Source organism: Agromyces badenianii, from assembly GCF_003070885.1.
In the GTDB taxonomy this organism is placed as follows: Bacteria; Actinomycetota; Actinomycetes; order Actinomycetales; family Microbacteriaceae; genus Agromyces; species Agromyces badenianii.
Map to the genome: position 1 here is coordinate 193,638 of NZ_CP028913.1, position 19,903 is coordinate 213,540.

The following is a 19,903-nucleotide window of genomic DNA, read 5'->3' on the forward strand; positions in this document are numbered from 1 at the left end:
TCCGGCATCCGTTTCGAGCAGGAGGTCACGTGACCGCTGACGCACCCGGCATCCTCGACAGCTCGACGCTCGCGGCGCCACCACGCACGCTGCTCGACGTGCTCCGCGCCACGACCCAGGCGCATCCCGACGCCTCCGCACTCGAGGACGCGGACGGCGCCCTCAGCTACCGGGAGCTCATGGCACGCGTCGTGCGCACGGCAGCTCGCCTGTACGAGGCCGGGGTGCGCCGGGGTGATCGTGTCGGGGTCCGGATGCCCTCGGGTTCGCGAGAGCTCTACATCGCCATCCTCGGCGTGATCGCCGCCGGCGCCGCCTACGTTCCCGTCGATGCCGACGACCCCGAGGAGCGGGCCCGGCTCGTCTTCGGCGAAGCCGGCGTGCGCGGAGTGATCACCGGCCGCGGGGCCTTCGAACCGATCGGCGATCCGGCACCGGATGCCGCGACGCCCGAGCTCTTCGACGGGCACCCGCCGCACCCGAGCACGCACGCGACCCCCGTCGCGGCACCGCCCGGCCTCGACGACGACGCGTGGATCATCTTCACCTCGGGTTCGACCGGCACGCCGAAGGGCGTCGCCGTGACCCATCGCTCCGCGGCGGCGTTCGTCGACGCCGAGGCGCGGATCTTCCTGCAGGACGCACCGCTCGGCCCCGGCGATCGGGTGCTCGCGGGGCTCTCGGTCGCCTTCGACGCCTCCTGCGAAGAGATGTGGCTCGCCTGGCGGCACGGCGCCTGCCTCGTGCCGGCGCCGCGGAGCCTCGTGCGCAGCGGCATGGACCTCGGCCCGTGGATGGTCTCGCACTCGATCACGGTCGTCTCGACGGTGCCGACACTCGCCGCGTTGTGGCCCGCCGAGGCGATCGAGAACGTGCGGTTGCTGATCTTCGGCGGCGAGGCCTGCCCGCCCGAGCTCGTGGCCCGCCTCGCCTCGGCCGAGCGCGAGGTGTGGAACACCTATGGTCCGACCGAGGCCACGGTCGTCGCCTGCGCGGCGCTGCTCGACGGCACGTCGCCCGTGCGCATCGGCCTGCCGCTCGACGGCTGGTCGCTCGCCGTCGTCGACCCCGAGGGCCGGCCGGTCGGCGACGGCGAGGTGGGCGAGCTCATCATCGGCGGTGCCGGTCTCGCCCGCTACCTCGATCCCGAGAAGGATGCCGCGAAGTACTCGCCGATGCCGACCCTCGGCTGGGAACGTGCCTACCGCTCGGGCGACCTCGTCGTCTTCGATCGAGCCGGCCTCCTGTTTCAGGGGCGCGCCGACGACCAGGTGAAGGTCGGCGGTCGACGCATCGAGCTCGGTGAGATCGAGTCGGCGCTCCAGGCCCTTCCGGGTGTCACGGGCGCGGCCGCCGCCGTGCGGCACACCGAAGCGGGCAACCAGGTGATCGTCGGATATCTCGCCGCCGCCGACGGATTCGACCGGGTCGCGGGCCGTGCGCTGCTGGCCGAGCAGTTGCCGGCAGCCCTGGTGCCCCTGCTCGCGCTCGTCGCCGAACTGCCGACGCGCACCTCGGGCAAGGTCGACCGCGCCGCCCTGCCGTGGCCGCTGGAGGGCGTGGAACCGGATGCCGCCGGCCTCGACCCATCCGCCGCCTGGCTCGCCGAGCAGTGGCAGGCGGTGCTCGGCGTGCCGGTCACCGAACTCGCCGCGAGCTTCTTCGACCTGGGCGGCGGATCGCTCGCGGCCGCCCAGCTCGTCAGCCGCATCCGCAGCCGCGATCCCGAGTTCGCCGTCGCGGACATCTACGACCACCCGCGCCTCGGAGCCATGGCCGCCGAGATCGAGGCGCGCACGTCGCGTGAGCCGGTCGGCGCCCCGTCGTTCCGCCAGTCGGTGCCGACCCCTCGCGCGACGCAATGGCTGCAGACGCTCGTCGGCATCCCGCTCTTCATCCTGAGCGGTGCGCGATGGCTGCTGTACCTGCTCACGGCGACGACCATCCTCACGGCGATGAGCGATGGGTTCGCGTTCCTGCCGACGGTGCCCCTCTGGGTGCTCATCGTCGGGCTCGTCCTCTTCGCCACGCCGTTCGGCCGCATGGCCATCGCGGTCGCCGGCGCGCGCCTGCTCCTCGCCGGTCTCGAACCGGGCGACTATCCCCGCGGCGGCTCCGTGCACATGCGCATGTGGCTGGCCGACCAGATCGCGCACCAGGTCGATCCGGTCGGGCTCTCGGGCGCACCGTGGGTGTCGAACTACGCGCGAGCGCTCGGCGCGAAGATCGGCCAGGACGTCGACCTCCACACGCTGCCGCCCGTCACGGGAATGCTCACGATCGGCGACCGCGCCGCGATCGAGCCCGAGGTCGATCTCGCCGGCACCTGGATCGACGGCGACGTGGTGCGCATCGGCCGGGTGCGCATCGGTGCCGGCTCGACGATCGGCACCCGCAGCACCCTGCTCCCCGGAGCGCGAATCGGGAAGGGCGCCGAGATCGCCCCGGGGTCCGCGGTCTTCGGGGGTGTGCCGGCGGGCCAGCACTGGGCCGGTTCCCCCGCCCGGCGCGTCGGCCCGGCCCGCCTCACGACCGACGAACCGCCTCGGCCGCGGCGCTGGCTCGTGGCGTACGGTGCCTCCTCGCTCTTCCTCTCTCTGCTGCCGATCGTCGCATTCTCGGCCGGGGGTGCGGTGATCGCCGTGGCGATCGACGGTGCGGCGACGCTCGGCGATGCCGCGCTGCGTGCGCTCGCCTGGGTGGTGCCGGCGACGCTCGTCGCCGGCATCGTGTTCGCCTCCCTCGTCGCGATCGCCGTGCGACTGCTCGCCATCGGGTTGCACGAGGGGCGGCATCCCGTGCGGAGCCGGGCCGGCTGGCAGGCATGGACCACCGAGCGGTTGATGGATGCCTCGCGCACGATCCTGTTCCCGCTGTACTCGAGCCTCTTCACCCCGGTGTGGCTGCGACTGCTCGGCGCCGAGGTGGGCCGCGGCGTCGAGGCATCCACCGTGCTCCTGATCCCCTCGATGGCCACGATCGACGACGACGCCTTCCTCGCCGACGACACCATGGTCGCCTCGTACGAGCTCCAGCGCGGCTGGATGCGACTCGAGCGGGCGCGCATCGGCAAGCGGGCGTTCCTCGGCAACTCGGGCATCGCCTCCCCGGGGCACAAGCTCGCCCGCGACGCGCTCGTGGCGGTGCTCTCGGTGGCGCCGGTCAAGTCGAAGGCGGGCACCTCGTGGCTCGGCTCGCCGCCTGTCAGGCTGCGTCGCGCCCCGCTCGACGGCGACGAGAGCCGCACCTACCAGCCGCCGTACCGGCTGCGGATCGCGCGCACCCTGTGGGAGCTCTGCCGCATCGTGCCCGTGATCGTGACCTGCGTCATGGGTCTCCTGGTGCTCTTCGCCCTCGCGGCGCTCGTCTCGGAGTTCGGGGTGTTCGTCGCGCTGCTGCTCAGCGGCGTCGTGATGCTCGCGGCCGGAGCCGTGGCCGCCGTCGTGAGCTCGATCGCGAAATGGGTGTTCGTCGGTCGCATCCGCGCGGGCGAGCAGCCGCTCTGGTCGAGCTTCGTCTGGCGCACCGAGGTGTCCGACACCTTCGTCGAGATGGTCGCCGCGCCCTGGTTCGCCCGGGCGGCGGCCGGCACGCCCGCGCTCGCCATGTGGCTCCGCACGCTCGGGGCCCGCATCGGACGGGGCGTCTGGTGCGACAGCTACTGGCTGCCCGAGGCCGACCTGGTGGAGCTCGGCGACGGTTCGACGGTGAACCGCGGCTGCGTGGTGCAGACCCACCTGTTCCATGATCGAATCATGAGCATGGACCAGGTGACCCTCGAGGCGGGCGCGACGCTCGGGCCGCACAGCGTGATCCTGCCGGCAGCCCGCATCGGCGCCCACGCGACCGTCGGACCGGCGTCGCTCGTGATGCGGGGCGAGGAGGTGCCGGTCGGCAGTCGTTGGAGCGGCAACCCCATCGGGCCATGGCGTGCCGTTCGCGTGGCCGACTACCACCGGCGTGTGCGGTGATGGATCCCGCCGCAATCGGCGCCGACACCGCCGGAGACGCCTACCTGCCCGCCAGCGGAAACGGCGGGTACCGCACCGTGTCGAGCGAGCTCTCGCTGAAGTACCGCATCGCGCGGAATCGACTCGACGGGGTGGCGGTGCTGCGCCTGCAGGCGACGCAGCGGCTCGCGCGGTTCAGCCTCGACCTCGTGGGGCTCGCCGCCTCGCGGGTCCGGGTCGACGGGCGGAAGGCGGAGTTCCGGCATTCCCGGGGCAAGCTCAAGATCACGCCGTCGCAGCCCATCGCGCCGGGTTCGATCGTCGACGTCGAGGTGGTGTACGGCGGCGCTCCGAAGCCGCGTCGTTCACGGTGGGGCTCCATCGGCTGGGAGGAGCTCGATGACGGGGTGCTCGTCGCCTCGCAGCCGTCGGGCGCCCCGACCTGGTTCCCCTGCAACGATCACCCCTCCGACAAGGCGAGTCATCGTCTGCGATTCGAGACGGATGCCGCGTACACCGTCATCGGCAACGGCGAGCTCGTCGAGCACCGAGTGGCCGCCGGCCAGGGGATCTGGGTCTTCGAGCAGCTCGAGCCGACCGCGAGCTACCTGCTCACGGTGCAGATCGGCCGGTACGCCAGACGTGCGCTCTCGTTCGACGGTGCGCAGTGCGAGGTCTTCTTCCCCCGTGAGCTCGAACGGCAGGTGCGAGCCGACTTCGGCCGCCTGCCTCAGATGCTCGCGGCGTTCGAGGAGCGGTTCGGGCCGTATCCCTTCGGGCAGTACTCGGTCGTGGTGACTCCCGACGAACTGGAGATCCCCCTCGAGGCGCAGGGCCTGGCCGTCTTCGGCGCGAACCACGTCGACGGCCGCGGCGGCGAGGAGCGACTCATCGCGCACGAGCTCGCGCACCAGTGGTTCGGCAACAGCGTCGGTCTCGCGCGCTGGCAGGACATCTGGCTCAACGAGGGCTTCTGCTGCTACGCCGAGTGGTTGTGGTCGGAAGCCTCGGGCAGGGAGTCGGCCGACGAGCTCGCTCGCCGACATCACGCGCTGGTCGCGCAGTCGCCGGCCGACCTGCTGATCGGCGATCCCGGGCCGGTGCACATGTTCGACGACCGGGTCTACAAGCGCGGTGCACTCACGCTGCACGCGTTGCGACTCGAGATGGGCGACGCCGGCTTCTTCGAGCTGTTGCGCACCTGGACCGACGAGCACCGGCACGCCACGGCCACGACCTCGGAGTTCATCGAGCTGGTCGCCTCTCGAGCCGACGGGGCGGTCGGCGAGTTCTTCGAGGCGTGGCTCTTCCATCCGGTGCTCCCGGCGTTGCCGGCCGCCCCCTCGGTCGCGACCGACCCCCTCAACCCGGGTCGGCGACGGCGACACTGACGAGGCATCCCTCGACGCGAAGGTCGATGATGCGGTACCGGGTCGACCCGTCTTCGATTCGCGCGACCCCACGTTCGAAGCTCACCGCGCCCGGCTCCACCCGGAGGCCCCGGCCGTCGGCCTTCAGCACGGCCTCGGTGCGCACCCAGCGGCGGATCGCCGATCTGCTCGACCCGCCGATGAGTCGGGTGACGGCTCGGCGGCGTTCGTTCTCGGCGTCGCGAGACGCCTCCGCGCGCCCGCGCTCGATGTCGACGCCGACGTGGCTGCCGGCCGGGGCGACGGCCGCGATCACGAGCTCGGCGCACGATGCCAGGCTCGCGAGGGGCGGCGGCCCGGCGGCATCCGGCCAGACGATGCTCGGCCGACCGTGCTCTGCACCGCAGCGCTCGCAGCTCGCCCTGATCTCGATCTCGCCCGGCCCGATGTCGCCGGTCTCGGCGACATCGGCGGCCAGCTCGCGCAGGAGCATGCGGCCGAGCAGGAAGCGATCGCGCTGCGCACCGTTCACCGTGCCGGCCGCGCGGGCACGCTCGGCGCCGCCGAGCAGGTGGAGTGCCCGCTCGCGGTCGAAGTCGTCGGGGTGCGCCCACCGGACGCGCACCCCGCCTTCGATCGTCTTCGCTCCGGCAGCCACGATCGTGCTACTTCGCGAGGAAGGCGAGCAGCGCTTCGTTGACCTCGGCGCCGTGGGTCCAGAGCAGGCCGTGCGGCGCGCCCTCGATCTCGACGTAGTCGGCGTCGGGCAGTCGCTTCGTGAACTCGCGCGCGGTCGCGTCGATCGGCAGGATGCGATCGGCGGTGCCGTGCAGGATGAGAGCGGGCACGTCGATCTTCTCGATGTCACCGCGGAAGTCGGTGAGCCATGACTGCACGACCGCCGACGAGGCGAACCACGACGCGCCCGCCGCGACGTTCCAGCTGCCGCGCACGGCGGCCTCGCTGATGCGCGAGCCCAGGTTCTCGTCGAGGTTGTAGAAGTTCTGGTAGAAGTCGTCGAACCAGGCGTAGCGGTCGGCCTTCGCGGCCTGCTCGATGCCCTCGAAGACGTTCGCGGGAACGCCCGTCGGGTTGTCGTCGGCCTGCAGCAGGTAGGGCTCGAGCGAGGCGAGGAAGGCGGCCTTCGCGACCCGCTCGCTGCCGTAGGTGCCGAGGTAGCGGCCGACCTCGCCGGTGCCCATCGAGAAGCCGACGAGCACGGCGTCGCGCAGGTCGAGGGTCTCGAGGATCGTGTTCAGGTCGGCGGCGAAGGTGTCGTAGTCGTAGCCGGTGGTCGGCTGGCTCGAGTGCCCGAACCCGCGGCGGTCGTAGGTGATGACGCGGTAGCCCGCGTCGAGGAGGGCGGCCGTCTGCTTCTCCCATGAGCGACCGTCGAGGGGGTAGCCGTGGATGAGCACGACGGGCTGGCCGCTGCCGTGGTCTTCGTAGTGCAGTTCGATGGGGGTGCTGTTCTCGGTTCCGACGGTGATGGTCGACATGTGATCGTGCTCCTCGTGTTTCGAGTACATCTAACCGGATTGGTTCGGTGTGTTGGTTATAACGTAACCATAGCGAGATCATTCCAACCTGTCTAGCGCGTTATGATGGTTATAACCTCCCGTTCAGAATCGAGTCCCGATGTCCACCTCGCTGTTGCTCGACCTCGTGAACTCGCGGCTCGTGCTGGGCCCCGAGGTCAGCGACGAACTCGGCGACGACGCCGAGGCCGCCGCCTGGTTGCGCGAGCACGGGCTCGACGGCTCGCCGGCAGAGGTCGCCGACGCGCGAGCAGTGCGCAATGCGCTCGTTCCGTTTCTTCGAGGCGAGACGGATGCCGCTGCGCTCGAGGCGTGGGCAGGCGCGATGCGCAAGCGCGCCCGGCTCCACGCCGATGGGCTCGACTGGGTCGACGACATCGATGGCGATCGTGCCGTCGGTGCGCGCGTCATCGAGGAGTGGGCGGCACTGCAGGGCGAGCAGGGCTCGCGCATCCGGCCGTGTGCAGCTGAAGACTGCCAGCACTTCCTCATCGACGAGAGCCGCGCGAACGCCCGCAAGTGGCACTCGATGGAAACCTGCGGCAATCGCGCGAAGGCGCGCCGCCACTACGCGAGGTCGAAGGTGGGCGGAGTAGGGTGACCAGCATGGGCAGCGTCACCGAATCTGCCCCGGGGGAGTACGGGTCGCCTGAGCCGAGGGGAACCGGCGCAGGCGACTCGTCGCGCGACACTCGGGGCGACCACGGCTTCTTCGGGCAACCGCGATCACTCGTGCACGTCTTCGGCGTCGAGATGTGGGAGCGCTTCAGCTTCTACGGCATGCAGGGAATCCTGCTCATCTACCTGTACTTCTCGGCCGCCGAGGGTGGTCTTGGCCTCGAGGAGACCGCAGCGGCCGGCATCGTCGGGGCCTACGGCGGCGGCGTCTACCTCTCGACGATCCTCGGCGCGTGGATCGCCGACCGGTTGCTCGGCAGCGAGAAGGTGCTGTTCTTCAGCGCCATCGTCATCATGGCCGGGCACATCGCGCTCGCGCTCATTCCCGGCTTCTTCGGCGTGGGCGTCGGCCTGATCCTCGTGGCCTTCGGCTCCGGCGGACTGAAGGCCAACGCCACGAGCGTCGTCGGCACGCTCTACTCCGACAACGACCCGCGGCGCGACGCCGGGTTCTCGATCTTCTACCTCGGCATCAACCTCGGCGCATTCCTCGGACCCATCCTCACCGGGCTGCTGCAATCGACCCTCGGCTTCCACTGGGGCTTCGCGCTCGCCGCACTCGGCATGGCGTTCGGGCTCATCCAGTACTCGTTCGGGCGAAAGGCGCTGCCGCCCGAGGCATCCGTGGTGCCGAACCCGCTGCCCCGCGACCGCATCGGCCTCGTGATCGGCGTCGCAGCGGCATCCGTCGTGGTCGTCGTCGTGCTCGTCGCCACCGGTCTCATCACCGCGACGAACCTCGTCACCTGGGTGATCGGGGCGGTGATCGCGGCCGCGGTCTCGTACTTCGTGGTGATCCTGTCGAGCCATCGCATCAGCACGGTCGAACGCAGCCGGGTCGTCGGGTTCATCCCGCTGTTCATCGCGAGCGTCGCGTTCTGGTCGCTCTACCAGCAGCAGTTCACGGTGCTCACGATCTACTCCGACAAGCAGTTGAACCGAGACCTCTTCGGCTGGGAGATGCCGGTCTCGTGGGTGCAGTCGATCAACCCGGTCTTCATCATCATCCTCTCGGGCGTCTTCGCCGCGATCTGGACGAAGCTCGGCGACCGGCAGCCGTCGACCCCGGTCAAGTTCGCGCTCGGCACGACGATCATGGGTGTGGCGTTCCTGCTCTTCATCCCGTTCGCCGGCGGCGCGGCGAACTCGACGCCGCTGCTCGCGATCGTCGGCATCCTCTTCGTCTTCACGGTCGCCGAGCTGCTGCTCTCCCCGGTGGGCCTCTCGGTCACGACGAAGCTCGCGCCGAAGGTGTTCCACACGCAGATGGTGGCGCTGTTCTTCCTGTCGGTCTCGCTCGGCACGGCCATCTCGGGCCAGCTCGCGACGTTCTACTCGGCCGAGACCGAGGTGGCCTACTTCGGGGTGCTCGGCGGCATCGCGATCGTGCTCGGCGTGGCGCTCGCCGTCGGCAGCCGCGGCGTGCTGAAGCTCATGTCGGGCGTGCGCTGACCCGTCGCCCGCGCGATGAGTCCGTGAGACGGGCGATGCCTGCGGGCGGCTACGATTCGAGTGATGACCCGAGCCCTGGTGGTGATGCCCACCTACAACGAGCGCGAGAACCTCGCCGCGATCGTGGCCCGCGTGCGAGCGGCGGCGCCTGCGGCATCCGTGCTCGTCGTCGACGACTCCTCGCCCGACGGCACCGGTGTGCTCGCCGATGAGCTGGCGGCGGCGGATGCCTCGGTGCGGGTGCTGCATCGCATCGAGAAGAACGGGCTCGGCGCCGCATACCTCGACGCGTTCGCCTGGGCGCTCGCCGAGGGCTTCGACCCCATCGTGCAGATGGATGCCGACGGATCGCACCTGCCAGAGCAGCTCGATCGGCTGCTCGCGCCGCTCGGCATCAGCGGCGACGCTGTCGGCGGCGACGGGGGTGGCGGCGGTGACGGCCCGGCCGACCTCGTGATCGGCTCGCGATGGATTCCGGGCGGCTCGATCGAGAACTGGCCGCGCCATCGCCAATGGCTCTCGCGTGGCGGCAGCGCCTACGCGCGATGGGCGCTTCGGCTGCCAACCCGTGACGCGACGGCGGGCTACCGGGCGTTCCGTGCCGAGGCGCTGCGCCGCATCCGGCTCGACGATGTCAGCACGCGCGGCTACGGATTCCAGGTCGACATGCTCTGGCATGCGCACGAGGCCGGGCTCGTGGTCGTCGAAGTGCCCGTGACCTTCGTCGAGCGCGAGCGAGGCCGGTCGAAGATGAGTGCCGGCATCGTCGTTGAGGCGATGCTTCGCGTCACCGGGTGGGGCATCCGCAGTCGGCTCGGCCGGCGGCGTCGTCAGCCGACGAGCAACAACGGTTCCGACACCAGGCGTTCACGCGCCTGACGGCGTGCGCCCACGACGGCGGCCTCGGTGCCGTGCCGCGACGCCACGAGTTCGGGGATCGACTCGAGCGCACCCCCGCCGAGGGTCGGCCGGTTGTCACGGAATGCCGTCTCGATGTCGCCGATGAGCGCCGCCCAGTAGCCGCCGACGACGATGTAGGCCGGATCGAGCGTCGGCGCCACGACCTGCAACGACCGCCCGATCCACAGGGCGGCGTCGAGCCACGACCAGCGGGCGCGGTCGTCGGCGGCGTCGACGCGTTCGATGAGCTCGGCGAGGGCCGCGGTGCGACCGTGCTCGGCCGCGAACTCGGCGAGGCCGGCTCGCGCGAGCACGACCTCCGGGGCGGCGACGGTGGCGAGGCATCCGCGCTGTCCGCAGCTGCATCGCACGCCGCCCTGCACGATCGGCAGGTGCGCGAGAGTCGCGGCGAGTCCGTGGGCGCCGCGCATCGCCCGGCCGTCGGCGAAGGCCGCGGCGACGATGCTCGTGTCGCCCGCGAGGTAGAGCAGGTCGCGGGCGTCGAGCTGCGCCTGCTCGACGGATGCCGCGGCCACCGCCGTGGGCACGAGCGCGATCGGCAGCGGCAGCGCCGCCTCGACCTCGGCGAGGCCGGGCGTGCGTGCACGGAGCTCGCCGATGACGTCGATCGGCTCGACGCCGAGTCGCTCGTCGGCGAGCACCACCGAGGGGCGCCCGGCGACGGCACCGTCGACGAGCACCGTGACGTCGGCGATCGGATGCACCGCGCGGTCGGCCCGCGCGATGGCGCGGCCCAGCACGATCGCGAGGAGCTCGAGCGGCGCCGGAGCGGAGGTCTGCGCCGCCGCGTCGTCGGTGTCGGCAGTGCCGCCAGGCCGGCGCCCGGATGCGTCGTCGAGCGGCGCGCTGAATCTGACCAGCTCGTCGCCGCCGAGCGAGGAGATGGTGGCGATGGCGTCGCCGGGCCCGAGCTGGGCGGTGACCAGCACGTGATCCGCCGCGGCGAGCGAGAGCGGTGCGGTGCGGCCGTCGCCCGCGGCATCCGCTGCCTCGGCTCGCAGCACGCCGGCGTCGAGCAGGCGTGCGGTGAGTCCGGCGATCGTGCCTCGGCCGAGTCCGGTCGCGGCCGCCAGCTCGCTGCGGGTGGCCGGGCCGTGGTCGACCAGGTGATCGACGAGACGAGCCGACTGCTCGCGATGCACCTCGTCGAGTGGGCCGGTCGTCGTGGGAACGGATGTCTCTCCGACCGTAGTCATGTGAGAAGCATGCTGTGCCGGGACGCCCCGGGTCACGTACCCCGTTCGGGTGACACGACCCGGCGCCGACTCAGTCCCGACGCGCGACCAGATGCCAGAGGTAGGCGATGTGCTCGGCCATGTCGATCGAGCGGTCGAGCATCCACTGCGTCTGCAGGCCGTCGGCGGCGGCGAGGAACAGGTTGCCGATGCGGTCGAGGTCGAGGTCGGGATCGAGCCTCCCGGCGGCCTGCTCGTCGCGGAGCATGCCCACGAACAAGGTGCGGAACTGCGCATAGCGCTCCACGAAGAATGCGTGGGACGGGTGCTCGGGGTCGCCGGCCTCGGTCGAGAGCTGGGCGTAGAGCTGCACGAGCCCCGGTACCTCGCTGTTGTGCCGGATCACGCCGAGGAACGCCTCGATCGGCTCCGCGGTGTCGAGGTTGAACGCCGCGGTGTCGACCTCGTCGCGCTTGCGGAGGATCTCCTGGAAGAGCTCCTCCTTCGAGCTGAAGTAGTGCAGCAGTCCGGCCTGGCTGAGCCCGACGGCATGGGCGAGTTCGCGCACCGAAGTGCGCCGGTAGCCGTTTCGCGCGATCACGTCGAGCGCGGCGGTGAGGATCTCCTCGCGCTTCGCGACGCCCTTCGCGTATGAACCCCTGCGTGCCATACCTGAAATGGTACGGAAAGAACCCGTGCCCACCATCGAAGCCGACGTCACAGATGGAACACGACCGTCGTGAACGGGCACGCGGCCCGATCGCGGCGTGGCGTCGAACTCGGCGCCCGGGCAGGAGACACGGGTGCTGACCGACCCGGGCGGGATGCGCAACCCCTTGCCGGAGCATCCGCCGTCACGTAGACCGGGAGGCGACCCATCCGCGTTTCCGCAGCGGGCGGAGGAGAAGAGGAGAGCACCGATGGACGACGAACTCGACCTGATCGACGGGGAGTGAACCATGGCCACCACGATCCGTACGCAACGTGCAGAGGCCAAGCGCGCCATCGGGCACGCGAAGCACGCCGAAGCCGAGGCCCGAAAGCTCGTGAAGACGCTCCCGCAGGGCCCCGCGCGCTCGAGGCTCGACGGCCTCGTCGCCGAGGCGCACGCCACGCGCAAGGCGGCTGAGGCCGAACGCAAGGTCGACCCGCGCCTCGCGGCACGACGCGCGGCGCATGCCGCGACGAAGCTCGAACGCGCCTCTCTCAGGGTCGCGCCCGGTGGTGCGAGGCGGGCGCAGAGGGCGGCGCCGGCGAATGCCACCGGCGCCGAACAACGTGCGAAGGCGAGGGCGAAGACGCTCAAACGTCGACGCAAGCAGGCCAAGAGCGCGCAGAAGATGGCCAAAGCCGTGGCGCGGCGCACGATCATGGCGTCGATCTCGACGCCGACCGACGAGAAGCGGCGAAAGGTCGACGCCAAGCGCGCTCGCCCCCAGGGCGTGCACTGACCCCGGATTCGGGCACTGCCTGCCGATCGGTGAACCCGGCGGCTCCATATGGCATCGCAGAAATGGGTATTTCTCCGGATGCCGCGGCCGAGCGGCATCCGTAACTTCGATGCCATGGACCTCGCCGTGCTCGCCGGCATCCTCTCGACCGGCCTCTTCACCATGAGCTACCTGCCCATGCTGGTGAAGGCGGCGCGGACCCGGGATCTCTCGTCGTACAGCTTCGGCAATCTGGCGATCACGAACGTGGGCAACGCGGTGCACTCCGTCTACGTGTTCAGCCTGCCGCTCGGCCCGATCTGGTTCCTGCACACGTTCTACCTCGTCGCGTCGGCCCTGATGCTGATCTGGTTCTACCGTTTCCGCACGGTGAGGCGCGAACCGTCGTCGGCTTCGCTCCGACGACCCGCTCCGCGGCTTCCGTCATCGGTTCCGGCAGCGCACTGATGCGGCGCCGCGGCGGTGGGCGTAGCGTCACTGCCATGTGCTCGGCATCGACGCGCCGCCCGGTGCGCGACCCGGTGCGCCACCCGGTCGTGCGCCGGATCGCGGCAGCGGCGGCGAACCTCCCGCTGCCGCCGGGGCATTCCATCGGCATCGTGGTGATCGTCGTGCTCGATCGGGTGCACCGGGTCGGGATCCCCGGCCCGCGGTGGGCGCATCGCGCCGCGGGTGCGGCCGCGATCGTCGCGGGCGGCGCGGCGAACGCGTGGGCGCTGGCCGAGCGCCGCCGACGCTCCGGCGGAGCATTCCGGCTCGACCGGCCGCAGTCGCTCGTCACGACCGGTCCGTACGCGCTCAGTCGACACCCGATGTACGTCGGGTGGTGGCTCATCCACCTCGGCATCGGCGTCTTCCGCGGCTCCGCCTGGCTCGCGGCCACGCTGCCCCTCGCGACGCTCGCCGAGCACCGCGGCGTGCTGGGCGAGGAGCGTACCCTCGACCGCGACTTCGGCGCCGAGTACGCCGCCTACAGTGCGCGGGTGCCGCGCTACGTGCGCTGGCCGGTGCGTGCGCGTGGGTCGCGGCGGCTCCGGGGCTGAGTCACCCGGGTTCGGCGCCCCGTTCGTCGCGTGGCCGAGTTCGTCGCGTGCCAGACTCGAGCCGAACGACACCGGGAGGTCGACCATGCACGCCGCCGCAGCATCCGTTTCCGCTCCGCCGACCGCGGCCGTCGCCGACGCGGCCATGCGGCTCGGCTTCGACGCACGCCTCGCGCCGGTCGCGTTGCGGCCGCTCGTCGCGGGGGTGCCCCTCAGCGGTCGTGCCCGGCCCGTCACGCATCTCGGCAGCGTCGACGTGCTGCTCGAGACGATCGACGACGCCTCGCCCGGTGAGGTGATGGTGATCGACAACGGCGGGCGCCTCGACGAGGCGTGCGTCGGCGACCTGATGGTGCTCGAGGCCGAACGCGCCGGGCTGGCAGGCCTCGTCATCTGGGGTCTGCACCGCGATTCGTCGCAGCTGCGCGAGATCGGCCTGCCGGTCTTCAGCCTCGGCGCCTGCCCTTACGGACCCCGGCGCGTGCCGCCGGCCGGCCGCCGCATGCCGAGCGCCGTGCTCGACGGCGTCGCCGTGACCGAAGCCGACCACGTGTTCGCCGATGACGACGGCGTGCTCCTCGTCGCCGCCGATCGGGTGGGCGAGCTCGTCGAACTCGCCCGCGCGATCCAGCTCACCGAGACCGCGCAGGCGGAGCAGATGCGCGATGGCACGAGCCTGCGCGAGCAGCTCGACTTCTCGGGCTATCGAGCCCGCCAAGCGGCCGAGCCCGAGCTCACGCTGCGGCGATACCTGCAGGAGCGGGGCGGCGCCATCGAGGTGTGAGACCGCCGTCGAGATCGGTTCGCCGGCCTACTTCGCGACCGAGCTGCGACCGGTCGCGGGCTTGGCGGCGGCCGCCGTCTTGGGCTTCGCCGACGTGGTCGACTTCGCGACCGAGACGGCCGAGCCGGCCGCACGCGGGGCGCGCACCGTCTTCGGCTTCGCCTCGACGGCCTGCTCCGCGGCATCCGTCATCGGCTTCGGCAGGGCGGTGAAGCGCGAGAGCTGCGTGACGTGCTGCGGGCCGAGCTCGTCGAGGGTCGAGACCTCGAGCAGCTTCATGGTGCGGGCGATCTGCGTCGACAGGATCGAGATCGCCTTGTCGACGCCCTCGCGCCCGCCGGCCATGAGCCCGTAGAGGTAGGCGCGACCGATGAGCGTGAAGCGCGCACCGAGGGCGACGGATGCCACGATGTCGGCGCCCGACATGATGCCGGTGTCGAGGTGCACCTCCATGTCGGCGCCCACCTCGCGCACGACGTGCGGCAGCAGGTGGAAGGGGATCGGCGCACGGTCGAGCTGGCGCCCGCCGTGGTTCGAGAGCACGATGCCGTCGACGCCCCTGCCCGCGAGGATCTTCGCGTCCTGCACGGTCTGCACGCCCTTGACCACGATCTTGCCGGGCCACATGTCGCGGATGACGTTGAGGTCGTCGAACGAGATCGTCGGGTCGAACATGCCGTCGATGAGCTCGCCGACGGTGCCGCCGGTCGAGGAGAGCGAGGCGAACTCGAGCTTCGGGGTCGTGAGGAAGTTGATCCACCACTCGGGTCGCGGAATCGCGTTGACGACCGTGGCGGGGGTGAGCTGCGGCGGGATCGAGAAGCCGTTGCGCACGTCGCGCAGGCGAGCGCCGGCGACCGGGGTGTCGACCGTGAAGAAGAGCGTGTCGAAGCCCGCGGCCGCGGCCCGGCGCACGAGCTCGTAGGAGCGTTCACGGTCGCGCATGACGTAGAGCTGGAACCAGTTGCGCCCGGTGGGGTTCGCGGCCTTCACGTCTTCGATCGAGGTCGTGCCCATGGTCGACAGCGTGAACGGGATGCCCGCCGCGCCGGCGGCGCCCGCGCCGGCGGTCTCGCCCTCGGTCTGCATCATGCGGGTGAAGCCCGTGGGGGCGATGCCGAACGGCAGGGCCGTCGGGCCGCCGAGCACCTCGCGGCTCAGGTCGACCTCGGGCACGTTGCGCAGGATCGCCGGGTGGAACTCGATGTCCTCGAACGCCTGGCGGGCACGCGCGAGTGAGATCTCGCCCTCGGCGGCGCCCTCGGTGTAGTCGAACGGCGCCTTCGGCGTGCGGCGCTTCGCGATGTCGCGCAGGTCGGAGATCGTGAGGGCCTTGTCGAGATGGCGCTGCTTCGCGTTCAGGGTCGGCGCCTTGAAGCGCATGAGCTCGGCGAGCTCTTTCGGGTTCGGGAACTGACGCTGGACCATGATGCTGCTCTCTTTCGTGGCCGGCGAGATGACGCGGATCGACCTTCGCGGTGGCGGAAGGTCGACGGGCGTCACCTCGGTGAGGTGTCGATGAAGGTCTCGGCGTAGTAGCCCGAGATGTGGTCGTGGGTTCGGGTGCGGGCGGTCGCGGCATCCAACGCCCTGATCGCCTCGAGGATGCCGCGGTGCTCGGTGCGGAGGCGGGCGCAGGTCGCCGGCCAGTCGGCGATCGCGGCGAGGCCCTCGAGCGCGTACCCCTCGATGCCGCTGCGGAGCCCGGCCATCGTGGCGGTGATGACCTGGTTGCCGGATGCCTCGGCGAGCGCCAGATGGAAGGCCGCGTCGAGCGCGAGGAACTCGGTGGGCGCGAGGTTGGGGGAGTCCATCGCGTCGAGCAGTCGTTGGGCCGGGGCGAGGTCGGGCGCGGCGGGTGCGTCGCTCTCGGCGGACGCCCTTCGACCTGCCTCGGCGAGGTCGCCCGCGACCGAGGTCTCGAGGATGAGCCGGGTGCGCACGATGTCGGAGACCGGGAAGCCGCTCGCCGCGACCTGCAGTCGCATGAGTGCCGACATGCCGCCGCCGGGCGTCGCGATGATGATCGCGCCCGAGCTCGGGCCCGATCCCGCGGCCGTGCGGATGAGTCCGAGCACCTCGAGCACGCGCAGCGCCTCGCGCACGCTCGAGCGGCCGACCCCGAGTTCGGCGGAGAGGGCGCGTTCGCCGGGCAGGCGGTCGCCGGGGCGCAGGGCGCCCTCGAGCAGCTGCGTCTCGATGTGCTCGAGCACCGTGCGCCAGGCGCGGGGGGCGTCGGATGCCGCGGCGGGCGCAGGTGCTGCGTCGAGCGCCGTCGTGTCGTGCGCCATGCCGCCCCCTGGCCGCTCTCGAATGCTCCGACCGAGTCGTCGGGTCATGTGGTCTGTCCACAGTAGCAGATGTGGTCAGACCACACCCGGCACTCGCCTCAGTATCCGAACAGCTGGGTCCACCACGGCCCGCCCGGGCCCTCGTGCACGCCGACGCCGAGCGTCGTGAAGTCGCAGTTCAGGATGTTGGCGCGGTGACCTGGGCTGTTCATCCACGACTGCATGACGGATGCCGCGTCGGCCTGCCCGCGCGCGATGTTCTCGCCGCCCGCATGCGAGATGCCGGCCGCGCCCGCCCGGTCCCAAGGGGTCTGCCCGTCGGGGTTCGTGTGGTCGAAGAATCCGCGGGCCGCCATGTCGCCGGAATGGGCGCGGGCGACCGAGCGGAGCCCGGCATCGTCGGAGACCGGTCCGCAACCCGTTGCCGCACGCTCGCGGTTGACGATCGCCAGCACCTCGGCTTCCACCGACGACGCGCCCGATGACGGGGCGGGCGCCGGAGCGGGCGGCGGGTCGGCCGGTGCCGGCGCCTCCGGTGCGGGCGCGGGAGCGGGTGCGGGCTCTGGTGCCGGGGCGGGTGCGGGCGCCGCAACCGCGGCCGGCTCGGCGGGCGCCGCCGTCGGCATCGGCCGGCTGGAGGCGGTTTCGTTCTCGCGCTCGGAACCCGCGGCCGCGGCCGCGGTGTCGGTCGCCGTCGCCCGTTCGCCATCTGCGTTGCCGAGCGCGACGGCGGAGACCGAGACGCTGCCGACGAGGAGAACGGCACCCGCGCCGATCAGCCAGAGGCGGGAGGGAGGCCACGAAGCCCGGTTCCGGTGCTGACCCATGCGTTCACTCTCCTCGCCTCGACGGATGCGCCCGCGACCGAAGCAGACCCTTCGGTCACCCCCGAACGGGGGACGCGCTGGAGCGACTCTACGTGTTCGAGGCCGTGACGGTGCTGTGAGTCAGTCCTTCTTCGGGCGGATGCGCACGCGCCCGCGGCCGGCCTCGTCGAGTTCGACGACGCCGCCGCGTGACTTCAGGAAGTCGGTGAACGACGCGAAGCCGAGTCGGCGTTCCTGGAAGGTCGGGTCCATGCGCATCATCTGGTTCTTGACCGCGCTCGACGACTGCCACTCCTCGTCGTTCTTCGCTCGCATCAGCTCGAGTGCCTTGAGGAGCAACCGGCCCGGGTTCCGCGGGCTGCCGGTGGCGGCGTCATCGGCGGGAGCCGGCTCGACGGGGGCGACGAATTGCAGCGCCCGCGACGACGGGCCCGTCGCGGCGGCGCCCTTCGTCTCGTCGGCGAACTTCGTGTCGATCGAGACATCCGACCCCGCCTCGGTGGGCTTCCTCGTCGAGGCGCGGCGGCGACGGCTCGGTGCGGGCTCTGCGACGGGCTCTGCCAGGGGCTCTGCCGCGGCCTCCGTGTCGGGCTCGGTGCCGGAAGTATCGCCCCTGCGGCCGCGACCGGTCGATGGTGCCGGGGCCGCCACCTCGTCGTCGCCGACCGCGGCGTCGGTGGCGAGCAGGGTGTCGTAGTCGGCGTACTCGTCGCACGCGGCGGTGAGCGCCCTGCTCGTGCCGCCCGCGACGCCGATGCCGACGACGTAGCGACCGAGTCGCTTCGCCTTCTGCGCGAGGGCCACGTAGTCGGAATCGCCCGCGACGATGACGATGTGCGAGAGATCGTCGATGCGGAACATGTCTTCGACCGCGTCGACGGCGAGGCGGATGTCGGCGCCGTTCTTGGTCGCCGAGAGCGGGAAGAGCTGCACGAGGTCGACGGCGCGGTCGATGAGCTGACCGCGGTAGCTCGCGTTGATCGGGGTCGACCAGTCGGCGTAGGCGCGTGCGATGGCGATCGTGCCGAAGGTGGCGGCGAAGTCGAGCACCGCGTCGATGTCGACGGTGGCCTCGGCGAGCTTCTTCGCCGTCTGGGTTCCGGCGGCGGGCGCCTTGCCGCGCGAGGTGTCTTTGCGGTAGGCGCTGTCACCGTGCAGCTGGTCATATCGTGAGATGACGATGTTGTCGAAGTCGAAGTACAGGGCGACGCGTGGTTCTGCCGAAATGGCCATGCATCGACCCTACGCCCCACGCCTCGGTGGAGGCTGAGGCGACGCTGAGGAGGCTGAGGGCGACGCGCGACGTCATCGTGCGCAACGCTGGAATACGGGCGGGCGCCCGTCGTTGCCCCTCTGTAGCGCGCCGGCCTTCCGCCGGGTCCACCACTTCCGAGATCCAGGAGCAGCATGACCGAGACCACGACCGCCACCCGCCAGCGCATCGCCGACTCCGAGCTCGAGGTCTTCCCGCTCGTGCTCGGCGGCAACGTCTTCGGCTGGACGGCCGATGAGGCCGAATCGTTCGCCGTGCTCGACCGCTTCACCGCGGGCGGCGGTGACTTCATCGACACCGCCGACGGGTACTCGCACTGGGTGCCGGGCAACTCGGGCGGCGAGAGCGAGACGATCATCGGCCGCTGGATCGCCGCTCGCGGCAACCGCGACGAACTCGTCATCGCCACGAAGGTCTCGACGCACCCGCAGTTCCCCGGCCTCTCGGCGGCGAACATCGCGGCGGCGGCGGATGCCTCGCTGCAGCGACTCGGCACCGATCGCATCGATCTCTACTACGCGCACTTCGACGACGAGTCGGTGCCGCTCGAGGAGACGATCGGCGCGCTCTCCGAGCTGGTCGACGCGGGCAAGGTGCGCACGATCGGCATCTCGAACTACTCGCCCGAGCGCATCGACGAGTGGTTCGACGTCACCGCAGCCAACGGATTCCACCGCCCGGTCGCGCTGCAGCCGCACTACAACCTCGTCGAACGCGGCTTCGAGCACGGCCTGCGCGAGCGCGCCGAGCGCGAGGGACTCGCGGTGCTTCCCTACTTCTCGCTCGCGAAGGGCTTCCTCGCCGGCACGTATCGAGGCGAAGCGGATGTCGCGGCGGCCACGAGCCCCCGGGCGGGAGCGGCCGCCGCCTACCTCGACGCGCGCGGACAGCGGGTGCTCGCGGCGCTCGACACGATCGCGGCGGCGCACGGGGTCGACGTGGCATCCGTCTCGCTCGCCTGGCTGCGCCATCAGCCCACCGTGCTCGCACCGATCGCGAGCGCCCGCACGACGTCGCAGCTGCCCGCGCTGCTCGCCTCGGCGTCGCTCGAGCTCGCACCCGAAGAGCTCGCGGCGCTCGACGCCGCCTCGGCCGCCGACTGAGCGGCCTGGTCGCCGGTGCGCCTGCCCGGGCCAGGCTCGGGTCCGGG

18 protein-coding genes are annotated in these 19,903 nt (G+C 71.4%); 10 read left to right on the forward strand and 8 right to left on the reverse strand.

All coding sequences use genetic code 11. The features are described 5' to 3' along the window. Positions 1–29 precede the first annotated feature (29 nt). Both DCE93_RS00925 and DCE93_RS00930 read left to right on the forward strand, forming a co-directional pair. Complete coding sequence (locus DCE93_RS00925) at positions 30–3,971, forward strand: Pls/PosA family non-ribosomal peptide synthetase (RefSeq protein ID WP_235825188.1); 3,942 nt, start codon at positions 30–32, stop codon at positions 3,969–3,971. Then, on the forward strand, positions 3,971–5,341 hold the full coding sequence (locus tag DCE93_RS00930; RefSeq protein WP_108594237.1) for a M1 family metallopeptidase: 1,371 nt from the start codon (positions 3,971–3,973) through the stop codon (positions 5,339–5,341). The genes DCE93_RS00925 and DCE93_RS00930 overlap by 1 nt, the downstream gene beginning before the upstream one ends. Here the strand turns inward: DCE93_RS00930 and DCE93_RS00935 are convergent. Further along, positions 5,313–5,978 (reverse strand): 4'-phosphopantetheinyl transferase family protein, encoded by a 666-nt coding sequence (locus tag DCE93_RS00935; RefSeq protein ID WP_108594238.1) that lies wholly within the window; start codon positions 5,976–5,978, stop codon positions 5,313–5,315. The two genes, DCE93_RS00930 and DCE93_RS00935, sit on opposite strands and share 29 nt — an antisense overlap. A 7-nt stretch (positions 5,979–5,985) precedes the next feature. After that, complete coding sequence (locus tag DCE93_RS00940) at positions 5,986–6,819, reverse strand: alpha/beta fold hydrolase (protein WP_108596500.1); 834 nt, start codon at positions 6,817–6,819, stop codon at positions 5,986–5,988. Between the two features lie 139 nt (positions 6,820–6,958). Between DCE93_RS00940 and DCE93_RS00945 the strand changes: the two genes are divergently transcribed. The 3 genes from DCE93_RS00945 (at position 6,959) to DCE93_RS00955 (ending at position 9,867) form a co-directional block, all read left to right on the forward strand. Beyond that, entirely contained in the window at positions 6,959–7,459 is a 501-nt protein-coding gene (locus DCE93_RS00945) for a CGNR zinc finger domain-containing protein (protein ID WP_108594239.1), read from the forward strand. 5 nt (positions 7,460–7,464) lie between these two features. Continuing rightward, positions 7,465–8,988, forward strand: a complete 1,524-nt coding sequence (locus DCE93_RS00950) for a peptide MFS transporter (protein WP_108594240.1) — start codon at positions 7,465–7,467, stop codon at positions 8,986–8,988. Positions 8,989–9,051: 63 nt separating this feature from the next. Beyond that, a complete protein-coding gene (locus tag DCE93_RS00955; protein ID WP_108594241.1) occupies positions 9,052–9,867 on the forward strand; it encodes a glycosyltransferase in 816 nt (271 codons plus the stop codon). Here DCE93_RS00955 and DCE93_RS00960 read toward each other — a convergent pair. Further along, on the reverse strand, positions 9,819–11,105 hold the full coding sequence (locus DCE93_RS00960) for an ROK family protein (protein ID WP_108594242.1): 1,287 nt from the start codon (positions 11,103–11,105) through the stop codon (positions 9,819–9,821). The genes DCE93_RS00955 and DCE93_RS00960 overlap by 49 nt on opposite strands. Before the next feature lie 70 nt (positions 11,106–11,175). After that, positions 11,176–11,754 (reverse strand): TetR/AcrR family transcriptional regulator, encoded by a 579-nt coding sequence (locus tag DCE93_RS00965; RefSeq protein WP_108594243.1) that lies wholly within the window; start codon positions 11,752–11,754, stop codon positions 11,176–11,178. A 289-nt stretch (positions 11,755–12,043) separates the two neighbouring features. Here DCE93_RS00965 and DCE93_RS00970 point away from each other — a divergent pair, with 289 nt between their 5' ends. From DCE93_RS00970 to DCE93_RS00985, 4 genes are all read left to right on the forward strand, one after another. Then, positions 12,044–12,535, forward strand: a complete 492-nt coding sequence (locus DCE93_RS00970; protein WP_108594244.1) for a hypothetical protein — start codon at positions 12,044–12,046, stop codon at positions 12,533–12,535. 114 nt (positions 12,536–12,649) lie between these two features. Next, positions 12,650–12,982 (forward strand): hypothetical protein, encoded by a 333-nt coding sequence (locus DCE93_RS00975; protein WP_244284203.1) that lies wholly within the window; start codon positions 12,650–12,652, stop codon positions 12,980–12,982. A 35-nt stretch (positions 12,983–13,017) separates the two neighbouring features. Further along, complete coding sequence (locus DCE93_RS00980; protein ID WP_168186150.1) at positions 13,018–13,578, forward strand: methyltransferase family protein; 561 nt, start codon at positions 13,018–13,020, stop codon at positions 13,576–13,578. An 85-nt stretch (positions 13,579–13,663) separates the two neighbouring features. Then, positions 13,664–14,362 carry an RraA family protein gene (locus tag DCE93_RS00985; RefSeq protein WP_108596501.1) on the forward strand — a complete coding sequence of 233 codons (699 nt, stop codon included), beginning with the start codon at positions 13,664–13,666 and terminating at the stop codon, positions 14,360–14,362. A 27-nt stretch (positions 14,363–14,389) separates the two neighbouring features. On the opposite strand, the gene DCE93_RS00990 is transcribed toward DCE93_RS00985, so the two are convergent. From DCE93_RS00990 to DCE93_RS01005, 4 genes are all read right to left on the reverse strand, one after another. After that, complete coding sequence (locus DCE93_RS00990; protein WP_108596502.1) at positions 14,390–15,790, reverse strand: alpha-hydroxy acid oxidase; 1,401 nt, start codon at positions 15,788–15,790, stop codon at positions 14,390–14,392. Between the two features lie 71 nt (positions 15,791–15,861). Next, positions 15,862–16,653: a FadR/GntR family transcriptional regulator gene (locus DCE93_RS00995; RefSeq protein ID WP_108594246.1), complete on the reverse strand. Its 792-nt coding sequence runs from the start codon at positions 16,651–16,653 to the stop codon at positions 15,862–15,864. Positions 16,654–16,751: 98 nt separating this feature from the next. After that, positions 16,752–17,480 carry a CAP domain-containing protein gene (locus DCE93_RS01000; RefSeq protein WP_108594247.1) on the reverse strand — a complete coding sequence of 243 codons (729 nt, stop codon included), beginning with the start codon at positions 17,478–17,480 and terminating at the stop codon, positions 16,752–16,754. 120 nt (positions 17,481–17,600) lie between these two features. Next, the gene (locus DCE93_RS01005) at positions 17,601–18,713 is read right to left on the reverse strand and encodes an NYN domain-containing protein (RefSeq protein ID WP_108594248.1); all 1,113 of its coding nucleotides are present in this window, start codon (positions 18,711–18,713) and stop codon (positions 17,601–17,603) included. A gap of 174 nt (positions 18,714–18,887) precedes the next feature. Here DCE93_RS01005 and DCE93_RS01010 point away from each other — a divergent pair, with 174 nt between their 5' ends. Continuing rightward, on the forward strand, positions 18,888–19,856 hold the full coding sequence (locus tag DCE93_RS01010; RefSeq protein ID WP_108594249.1) for an aldo/keto reductase: 969 nt from the start codon (positions 18,888–18,890) through the stop codon (positions 19,854–19,856). Positions 19,857–19,903: the final 47 nt, after the last annotated feature.

Bases quoted from the DNA above. Each gene is read 5' to 3' on its own strand.
- DCE93_RS00975 (WP_244284203.1), top strand. From the start codon at position 12,650: ATGGACCTCGCCGTGCTCGCCGGCATCCTCTCGACCGGCCTCTTCACC.
- DCE93_RS00960 (WP_108594242.1), bottom strand. From the start codon at position 11,105: ATGACTACGGTCGGAGAGACATCCGTTCCCACGACGACCGGCCCACTC.
- DCE93_RS00965 (WP_108594243.1), bottom strand. From the start codon at position 11,754: ATGGCACGCAGGGGTTCATACGCGAAGGGCGTCGCGAAGCGCGAGGAG.
- DCE93_RS00950 (WP_108594240.1), top strand. From the start codon at position 7,465: ATGGGCAGCGTCACCGAATCTGCCCCGGGGGAGTACGGGTCGCCTGAG.
- DCE93_RS00970 (WP_108594244.1), top strand. From the start codon at position 12,044: ATGGCCACCACGATCCGTACGCAACGTGCAGAGGCCAAGCGCGCCATC.
- DCE93_RS01005 (WP_108594248.1), bottom strand. From the start codon at position 18,713: ATGGCCATTTCGGCAGAACCACGCGTCGCCCTGTACTTCGACTTCGAC.
- DCE93_RS00985 (WP_108596501.1), top strand. From the start codon at position 13,664: ATGCACGCCGCCGCAGCATCCGTTTCCGCTCCGCCGACCGCGGCCGTC.
- DCE93_RS00940 (WP_108596500.1), bottom strand. From the start codon at position 6,819: ATGTCGACCATCACCGTCGGAACCGAGAACAGCACCCCCATCGAACTG.
- DCE93_RS00990 (WP_108596502.1), bottom strand. From the start codon at position 15,790: ATGGTCCAGCGTCAGTTCCCGAACCCGAAAGAGCTCGCCGAGCTCATG.
- DCE93_RS01000 (WP_108594247.1), bottom strand. From the start codon at position 17,480: ATGGGTCAGCACCGGAACCGGGCTTCGTGGCCTCCCTCCCGCCTCTGG.
- DCE93_RS00930 (WP_108594237.1), top strand. From the start codon at position 3,971: ATGGATCCCGCCGCAATCGGCGCCGACACCGCCGGAGACGCCTACCTG.
- DCE93_RS00945 (WP_108594239.1), top strand. From the start codon at position 6,959: ATGTCCACCTCGCTGTTGCTCGACCTCGTGAACTCGCGGCTCGTGCTG.
- DCE93_RS00980 (WP_168186150.1), top strand. From the start codon at position 13,018: ATGTGCTCGGCATCGACGCGCCGCCCGGTGCGCGACCCGGTGCGCCAC.
- DCE93_RS01010 (WP_108594249.1), top strand. From the start codon at position 18,888: ATGACCGAGACCACGACCGCCACCCGCCAGCGCATCGCCGACTCCGAG.
- DCE93_RS00995 (WP_108594246.1), bottom strand. From the start codon at position 16,653: ATGGCGCACGACACGACGGCGCTCGACGCAGCACCTGCGCCCGCCGCG.
- DCE93_RS00955 (WP_108594241.1), top strand. From the start codon at position 9,052: ATGACCCGAGCCCTGGTGGTGATGCCCACCTACAACGAGCGCGAGAAC.